Consider the following 7,546-nt stretch of genomic DNA (forward strand, 5'->3'; position numbering starts at 1 on the left):
CTACGGAGTCTCTCCAGCGTTCCATCGGTAGAACCGTCGTCGACGAACAGTATCTCCAGCGCCGGCAGCCTGTCACCGAGCTCACGGTCCACCGCCTGCAGGAACCGGTCGATCGCATCCTCCTCGTTCATGACCGGCACCACGATCGACAACATCCAATCCTTTCGGTGTCTCTCCACGGAAGCTCCTCTCCTCGGTCGGTGTCGTCGGCTTATCTGGATTGGCGACGTCATCCATCAGCGACTAGGGTAATCCTAGCGGTAGAAAGGCGACTGCGCACAGCCAGGCGTATACGCTACCGGAATGTAAAAAAACGCTGTTTCAAAATTTTACTGGACATAAAAAACACCGTTTCCTATCATAGCGACGTTGTCTCATAGAATGTGAAGGCCGGTAACACGGCTTCATGATGAAAGAAAGGGAGTACTTATCATGACCAAGACCAAACTGTTTTCCGCAATGGTAGTTGCCGGCGCTTGCGCATTCGGAACTCAAGCCGCATTCGCCTACGGCGCTGGCGACTTCTACGGCCGCCTGGGCGTTGCCAAGACCGACGTTGACACCGGTTATACCGATGACAATGACAAAGGCGCCTATCTGGGCCTGGGTTACATGGTTCACGACAAGATCGGCGTCGAGCTGAGCTCCATGACCGAGACCAAGGTCCACGCCGAAGGCGGCACCTTCAAGCAGGTTCCGATCAACCTGATGGCGCAGTACTATCCGCTGGGTGGTCTCGATTCCCGCGTTCAGCCTTACGCCGGCGTTGGTGTCAACTACACCACGTTCTCCGACGAGAGCGGTGTCGGTAGCGTCGACGACTCCTGGGGCGCAGCAGGCCAGCTGGGTGTCGATCTGAACGTGACCGACAACTTCGGCTTCAACGCCTTCGCCCAGTACACCGATGTCAGCGCCGACATCAGTGGCGGTCGCGACATCGACCTCGACCCGGTCACCGTCGGTGCCGGTGTCACCGCCCGCTTCTAAGCGAACGGCGGTTGGTATCGAAAACCGGGCCTTCGGGCCCGGTTTTTTGTGCTTCGGATTCGGCGAACGGCACTCGACCGTGACCGGTCACGCCAGGGTGACGATACGATCGACAGCGGCAAGTTCACGGACCACCGGATCTCTTCTCGCCGCGGGCTCGTCCTTGAGCCAGACCTCCATTGCCGGCGCCACGGCGCAGGTCGCGGGCAGGGTGGCACGGGCATCGACCAGAGCCTGGAGACGAGCGATGAAGACATAACGCAGCCATTGCGGCATCGACATGGTATCGACACAAAATGGCTGCTGGCTCTCGAACGCCGACGGTTGCGGTCGCGATGCCTCCCACAGGCCGACCTCCATCAACGTCGCTTCCAATTCACGCAAGGCGTGAGCCAATCTGTCGTGCGAGGTCATTCTTCCTCCTGTCATGGTGGGTGTGGAAACTTTTCCGGTTGCTCACAAAAAACCTGAAGGAGCCTGTGGATAAACTTGGGACACCTACCCCGACGTGGCGTAATACATGTCTCTGAGCCGGCTGATCAATTTTTGGCCAGGACCTATCCAGCGCCATCGCGGCAAGTTACAGTGCGCGCCTCGATGGAGACGGCGACCTTTATCATGCAAACGCTCAGCGATTTCTTCTCGGGCAGCGGCGCGGAGGTCGTGTTATCGACCCTGGGCCGTCGCGTCACCCCCATGCCGCAGGCCTCATTCGCCGCATTCGAACGGGAGCAGGCGCCCTGGCCGCTACCCTGGAACGGCCGTGCCCAGGTAGCTTGTGCGTTGCGCTGGCCCGAACTCGAGACGGATCCGGCGATCTGGTTCCTCGCTCTCCCCCTGGACGAGCAGGGCCAACTGGTGCCCGCCCCGCGCGACGAGTTCCTCGATCGCCTGCTGCAGACCCTGAGCGCACGAGCGGCGTCTGCCAACGGCGAGCCGGCGCCAGACAACCTGATGCAGGACAACCCGCTGGCCTTCGAACCGGAGCTACACCAGAGGGCGCTGCTGCATGCTCGCCTGTCTCGTCATTTCGGGCAACCTCCCTCGGCCTTCTCCGACATGACACGCCGCTATCTCGTCGGCGACGAGTCGCTCGACTGGCAGATGCTGGGTCTCCAGGGGCTGGCCGACCAGGTCGTCGCCAAGGACCCGGCGGTAACCAGCGCACTGGTCGAGAGATTCGACACCATGCCGCGGGAGGTGATTCTAGCGCTGTGCTACCTGCTGGAACATGGCGACACCCCGGACGAGTTGCTGCCCACGCTGTGGAGCATGCTCGAGAGCGCTCGCGAGAGGCGGGACATCGAAGCCTTCTGCGCCCTGTTGAGAGCCCTGCTGGGCAGCGAGGATGCCAGAGTCGGCGGCTGGCTGGATCGCATCCTCGACGACGACGCCCTGATGGCCGCCGACTGCCTCGCCGCGATTGCCGCCCGCGGCTGGCACCATCTCGAGCACGAAGCCCGCCTGGAACGGTTTCTGGAGCGTCTGGCGGAGAGCCCGGAGGCCGACTTTCGTCCCGTCGTGCGTGATTTGGCATTGATCCCTCGCCTGCGGCTGCCCATATTGATGATGCTACGTCAGGCGCCGATGGGCTCCTCCCTAGGCCGGTTCGTCAGACAATGGAACGCATGATTTCATGAAAGCAATGCCCTATCAGGCCCAGGCGATCATCGGCCGCCGCGAGATGGTCACGCTTCCCGACCTGCAGATGACACTCTGCTGCAAGGCGGACACCGGCGCCCGCACCTCGGCGTTGCATGCCGAGCAGATCGAGCCCTACGAGGAGAATGGACATCCCTGGGTCCGATTCATCACCCGGTCGAGCGGGCAACCCATCGCGCACCACGAATGCCAGCTGCCGCTGCACGACCGACGGAGAGTCAGAAGCTCCAACGGCCAGCAAGAGTGGCGCTACGTCATCCGCACCCGCCTCGTCCTGGGTAGCCTGGACTTCCCCATCGAACTGACCCTGACCGATCGCAGCAACATGCGTCACCCCATGCTGCTCGGAAGACGCGCCATGCGCCGGCTTCTGGTTGCTCCGGGCGCCGCGTTCCTTCACGGTGAGCCCTGACGTCTCTCTCGCTGCCGCCATCACAACCCACGCCCCGGAGCCTTTCGCGCATGCATATCGGCATCTTGTCACGCAATCGCAACCTCTACTCGACGCGCCGCCTGATCGAGGCCGCCGAGCAGCGTGGCCACAGTGTCAGAGTCGTCGACACGCTGCGCTGCTACATGAACATCGCGTCGCATCGCCCCTCGATTCACTACAAGGGGGCGGAACTCGAATCCTTCGACGCCATCGTGCCGCGCATCGGCGCGTCGGTGACCTTCTACGGCTGCGCCGTACTGCGCCAGTTCGAGATGATGAGTACCTACGTCCTCAACGACTCGGTCTCCATCACACGCTCCCGCGACAAGCTGCGCTCGCTGCAGCTGCTGTCGCGCAAGGGACTGGGGCTCCCGGTGACCGGATTCGCCCACTCACCCGACGACATTCCCGACCTGATCACCATGGCCAAGGGCGCCCCGCTGGTGATCAAGCTGCTGGAGGGAACTCAGGGGATCGGCGTGGTCCTGGCGGAAACCAATCAGGCCGCGGAATCGGTCATCCAGGCCTTCATGGGGATGAAGGCGAACATCATGGTGCAGGAGTACATCAAGGAGGCCAAGGGCGCCGATATCCGCTGCTTCGTCATCGGCGAAAAAGTCGTGGCGTCGATGAAGCGCCAGGCCGCCGATGGCGAGTTTCGCTCCAACCTGCATCGTGGCGGCACTGCCAGCGTCATCCGGATCACTCCGGAGGAACGCTCCACCGCCATTCGGGCCGCCAAGGCCATGGGGCTGGCCGTGGCGGGTGTCGACCTGCTGCGCTCCAACCACGGCCCGGTGATCATGGAGGTGAACTCCTCTCCCGGCTTGCAGGGTATCGAGACGGCGACCGGCAAGGATATCGCGGGGCTGATCGTCGAGCATCTGGAGAAAAATGCCAGCACGCCGCGCAAGGCGCCGCCGAAGCCCAAGGGCTGAATGAGAAGAAATCCGACAAATAGCCGGAAATGCTAAATTTTTCTGCCCCCAGGGGTAGCAAAACAGTGTTTCCGGCCGCACAATTTGTGTCACCTCAGGAGGTGGCCGCACATGTTTCTCGACAATCGCCAAGTGGCGATGGACAGCGTGCTCGAAGCGCTGGCCGATAGTCTCGACTATTTTCAGGACAATCTCGATCGCCTGCGCCCGGCGCTGCGTAATGCCCTGAAACCCCATTACGAGGAACGTGGGGCTGCCATGCGCGAGCTACAGCAACTGGTGCGCGAGCATCTCGACATCCTGCCACGGGACGCCGACGTCGAGCGCGACGATTACCTCTGGCTCTGGAGTCGCATCAAGAGCTTCGTCGGCAACGACAGCGCCGTGCTGCTGGGGGAACTGCTCGAGCAGGAGCGCGTTCTGATGCAGGCGCTGGGCACGGCCTTCACCCACCCCCTGCCGGAAGCCCTCGAACCGACGCTGGAACGCTGCTGGAAAAATTGCCGCGCGCTGATCCGGGAAATCAACAAGCTTCAGCAGCGCCAGCGCTAGGCGCGGGTGAACGGCGGCCCCGCCGCATTCATGACGACAGCCGGATCGGCTCGAAGGGTCCGAGGAAGTACGGTTCGCGCCCCCACAGATAGAGATCCCCGAACGTCGCCGCACGCGCCAGCCACTCTCTCAGGCGCAGCCGCCACTCCCCCTTGATGCCGTCGTCGGGCACGGCGCATCCGGTGGACTCGATGCCCAGCGCGTCGGCGATGAAAAGCGCGCGTGGTAGATGCCAATCCTGTGAAATCAGCATCAACCGGTCGGCACCGAAGACCTCCTTGGCCCGAACGACGCTGTCGAACGTGCTGAAGCCGGCATAGTCGAGGGTCATGTTGGCATCGTCGACGTTACGGTGCCGCAGGGAGCGCCACATGCTGATCGGTTCGTTGTAGTAGCGCGTTCGATTGTCGCCGGAGAGAAGCAGGTGCTGGACGCGGTGCAGCCGCAGCAGCTCCGCCGAGGTCTCCACTCTGGCCTGATAGTAGGGGTTGGAACCACCCTGGCGTAGCCACTGCGCGGTACCGAAGACCAGGCCGACGGGCTGCACCGCGCACAGCGGCACCTCATGCTCGATGCGGGCGTGGGTTTTCTGCAGTATCCAGAGATTGATCACCACGATACTGACGGCCAGCAACGACAGGCTGGCCAGCAGCGCCTTGAGCAGGCCCTTCAGCAGCCAGAACATGGGGAGGAGCAAGGTCGGTGGACGGGAAGTGGCCACTGAAGGCCCCTCTCGGAAATCCGGTGGCGCGTTGAGATGTCGATCAGCATATCGCGTTCGTTGCTCTGCCAGAAACCGGCTGTGCAAGCCGGGAACGTTCGTCAGGCTCCGTCTGTAAAGTCCCTAGAACATTCCCAGTTCAAGACGCGCCTCTTCGCTCATCATCTCACGGCTCCAGGGGGGATCGAAAACGATTTCCACGTGGACCTTGGAGAACTGCGGCGCACCCAGAATCTTGCGGCGGGCGTCTTCGGCGATGACATCGCCCATCCCGCAACCCGGCGCGGTCAGCGTCATGCGGATGGTCACCATGCACTCGCCGGTGAGCAGGCGTTCGATGCGACAGCCGTAGACCAGCCCCAGATCGACGATGTTGACCGGTATCTCCGGATCGAAACAGGTCCGCAGTTGCGCCCAGACGAAAGCTTCCATCTCCTCTTCGCTGGCGTCCGGGTCCAGCGTGGGACGCTCGAGCGCCTCGAGACCCAGCGCATCGAGGTCATGCCCTTCGATCAGATAGAGACGCCCTTCGTGGCTGACGCTGACCGAGCTGCCCTTGGCCTGCATCACCACGACCGAGCTGTCCTCGACCAGCGTGACCGTCTTGCCGAACGGAATCGAGATGGCATCGACATCACGCTGCAGCGGCATCTCCTGGCCCTTGTAGACCTGGCTTAGGGGATCCATCGTCACTCCTGACAGAATTGCCGGCCCGAACACGCCGGGAGCCAGAGCCGGCTCACCGCAGCATACCCAGCACGCGCTGCAACGCCTCGACGAAGGCATCGACCTCTTCCGGCGTGTTGTAGACCGCCAGAGAGGCCCGACAGGTCGCCTCGACACCGAAATGATTCAACACCGGCTGGGCACAATGGTGCCCGGTGCGAATCGCCACGCCCAATTGGTCGATCAACAGCCCGATGTCCTGCGCATGCGCGCCATCGACCACGAACGAGATCACCCCCGCTTTTCGCGGCGCGGTGCCGATGATTGTCAAGCCGTCGATCCGTTCGAGCTTCTGGGTGGCGTGATCCAGCAGCCACTGTTCCCAGGCCGCCAGACGTTCGATACCGAGCGCGCTGACCCAGTCGAGGGCCGCGCCCATGGCGATCACGTCGGCCACCGACGGCGTACCGGCCTCGAAGCGATGCGGGACGGCGGCGAACTCGGTACCGCGCTCGAAGGAGACGCGCGAAATCATCTCCCCGCCACCCTGCCAGGGAGGCATGGACTCGAGAATCGACGCCTTGCCATAGAGCGCGCCGGCCCCCATGGGCCCGTACACCTTGTGTCCCGAGAAAGCGTAGAAGTCGGCATCCAGGGCCTGCACGTCGACGGCCTGATGCGGCACCGCCTGGGCGCCATCGACCAGAATCAGGGCACCGTGGGCGTGGGCGTCGCGCGCCATCTCGGCGATGGGGTTGATCGTGCCCAGCGCGTTGGAGACATGGTTGACGCAGACCAGCCTGGTCCGCTCGCCCAGCAGCTCGCGATAGGCCTCCTGATCGAGCACGCCTCGTGCATCGACCGGGATGACCCTGATCACGATACCCAACTCGCGCTCGAGCAGTTGCCAGGGCACGATATTGGAGTGGTGCTCCATCAGCGACACCACGACCTCGTCGCCGGCACGCAGATTGGCCCGCCCCCAGCTGTTGGCCACCAGATTGATCGCTTCGGTGGTCCCGCGGGTGAAGACGATCTCGCGCGGCTCGAAGGCGTTGAGGTGCCGCTGCACCGTCGCGCGCACGCCTTCGAAGGCGGCGGTCGCCTCGTCGGCCAGGGTGTGCAGGCCGCGGTGGATATTGGCATTGTAGCGACGGTAATAGTCGCCAAGACTGTCGATGACCGCCACCGGCGTCTGGCTGGTCGCGGCGTTGTCGAGATAGATCAGGGGCTTGCCGTGGACCTCCCGCTCGAGAATCGGGAAGTCCCGGCGTACCGCCGCCAGATCCAGCGTCAGATCGGTGATCGACGTCATATCACGCCTCCTGAATCGCCTCGGCGGTTTCGACCAGATCCGCCAGATTGAAGCGCTCCGGCAAGCGGCCGGCAACGGCCCGCTCGACGCGCTCGGCGATGACGTTGAGCCGCACCTTGTCCATTACCTCGCCCACGAAGGCAAGGGTCAGCAGCGCCCGCGCCATCGGTTCGTCGATACCGCGACTGCGCAGGGCATAGACGGCATCCTCGTCGAGCTGACCGGTCGTGGCGCCGTGGGAACACTTGACGTCGTCGGCGTAGATGACCAGT

At 63.2% G+C, this 7,546-nt stretch carries 11 protein-coding genes; 5 read left to right on the forward strand and 6 right to left on the reverse strand.

The features are described 5' to 3' along the window. The coding region (locus tag AC3AYF_RS15780; protein ID WP_487779980.1) for a glycosyltransferase at positions 1-233 on the reverse strand (233 nt) is incomplete at its 3' end. Positions 234-432: 199 nt separating this feature from the next. Here AC3AYF_RS15780 and AC3AYF_RS15785 point away from each other — a divergent pair. Then, on the forward strand, positions 433-987 hold the full coding sequence (locus tag AC3AYF_RS15785) for an OmpW/AlkL family protein (protein WP_110717153.1): 555 nt from the start codon (positions 433-435) through the stop codon (positions 985-987). Between the two features lie 87 nt (positions 988-1,074). Here the strand turns inward: AC3AYF_RS15785 and AC3AYF_RS15790 are convergent, their stop codons facing one another. Next, positions 1,075-1,401, reverse strand: a complete 327-nt coding sequence (locus AC3AYF_RS15790; protein WP_295040533.1) for a YqcC family protein — start codon at positions 1,399-1,401, stop codon at positions 1,075-1,077. 204 nt (positions 1,402-1,605) lie between these two features. Here AC3AYF_RS15790 and AC3AYF_RS15795 point away from each other — a divergent pair, with 204 nt between their 5' ends. The 4 genes from AC3AYF_RS15795 to AC3AYF_RS15810 all read left to right on the forward strand — a co-directional run bounded on the left by AC3AYF_RS15795 (position 1,606) and on the right by AC3AYF_RS15810 (position 4,572). Then, positions 1,606-2,619: a DUF3549 family protein gene (locus tag AC3AYF_RS15795; protein WP_295040531.1), complete on the forward strand. Its 1,014-nt coding sequence runs from the start codon at positions 1,606-1,608 to the stop codon at positions 2,617-2,619. A 4-nt stretch (positions 2,620-2,623) separates the two neighbouring features. Continuing rightward, the gene (locus tag AC3AYF_RS15800) at positions 2,624-3,061 is read left to right on the forward strand and encodes an ATP-dependent zinc protease family protein (RefSeq protein WP_295040529.1); all 438 of its coding nucleotides are present in this window, start codon (positions 2,624-2,626) and stop codon (positions 3,059-3,061) included. A gap of 50 nt (positions 3,062-3,111) precedes the next feature. Then, complete coding sequence (gene rimK / locus AC3AYF_RS15805; RefSeq protein WP_295040527.1) at positions 3,112-4,020, forward strand: 30S ribosomal protein S6--L-glutamate ligase; 909 nt, start codon at positions 3,112-3,114, stop codon at positions 4,018-4,020. A gap of 111 nt (positions 4,021-4,131) precedes the next feature. Then, on the forward strand, positions 4,132-4,572 hold the full coding sequence (locus tag AC3AYF_RS15810; protein ID WP_149437627.1) for a ferritin family protein: 441 nt from the start codon (positions 4,132-4,134) through the stop codon (positions 4,570-4,572). 28 nt (positions 4,573-4,600) lie between these two features. On the opposite strand, the gene AC3AYF_RS15815 is transcribed toward AC3AYF_RS15810, so the two are convergent. The 4 genes from AC3AYF_RS15815 to AC3AYF_RS15830 all read right to left on the reverse strand — a co-directional run. Further along, positions 4,601-5,293 carry a SanA/YdcF family protein gene (locus tag AC3AYF_RS15815; protein ID WP_295040524.1) on the reverse strand — a complete coding sequence of 231 codons (693 nt, stop codon included), beginning with the start codon at positions 5,291-5,293 and terminating at the stop codon, positions 4,601-4,603. Positions 5,294-5,416: 123 nt separating this feature from the next. Continuing rightward, on the reverse strand, positions 5,417-5,980 hold the full coding sequence (gene sufT, locus AC3AYF_RS15820; RefSeq protein WP_487779981.1) for a putative Fe-S cluster assembly protein SufT: 564 nt from the start codon (positions 5,978-5,980) through the stop codon (positions 5,417-5,419). A gap of 52 nt (positions 5,981-6,032) precedes the next feature. After that, a complete protein-coding gene (locus AC3AYF_RS15825) occupies positions 6,033-7,274 on the reverse strand; it encodes a cysteine desulfurase (RefSeq protein WP_295040520.1) in 1,242 nt (413 codons plus the stop codon). Position 7,275: 1 nt separating this feature from the next. After that, positions 7,276-7,546, reverse strand: a 271-nt coding sequence (locus AC3AYF_RS15830; RefSeq protein WP_487779982.1) for a SufD family Fe-S cluster assembly protein, incomplete at its 5' end; no start/stop codon positions are given.

It is taken from the genome of Salinicola sp. (genome assembly GCF_982684285.1).

Excerpts from the sequence above, each read along its gene's own strand:
- rimK (WP_295040527.1), top strand. The coding sequence starts at position 3,112 with ATGCATATCGGCATCTTGTCACGCAATCGCAACCTCTACTCGACGCGC.
- AC3AYF_RS15785 (WP_110717153.1), top strand. The coding sequence starts at position 433 with ATGACCAAGACCAAACTGTTTTCCGCAATGGTAGTTGCCGGCGCTTGC.
- AC3AYF_RS15810 (WP_149437627.1), top strand. The coding sequence starts at position 4,132 with ATGTTTCTCGACAATCGCCAAGTGGCGATGGACAGCGTGCTCGAAGCG.
- AC3AYF_RS15825 (WP_295040520.1), bottom strand. The coding sequence starts at position 7,274 with ATGACGTCGATCACCGATCTGACGCTGGATCTGGCGGCGGTACGCCGG.
- sufT (WP_487779981.1), bottom strand. The coding sequence starts at position 5,980 with ATGGATCCCCTAAGCCAGGTCTACAAGGGCCAGGAGATGCCGCTGCAG.
- AC3AYF_RS15790 (WP_295040533.1), bottom strand. The coding sequence starts at position 1,401 with ATGACCTCGCACGACAGATTGGCTCACGCCTTGCGTGAATTGGAAGCG.
- AC3AYF_RS15795 (WP_295040531.1), top strand. The coding sequence starts at position 1,606 with ATGCAAACGCTCAGCGATTTCTTCTCGGGCAGCGGCGCGGAGGTCGTG.
- AC3AYF_RS15800 (WP_295040529.1), top strand. The coding sequence starts at position 2,624 with ATGAAAGCAATGCCCTATCAGGCCCAGGCGATCATCGGCCGCCGCGAG.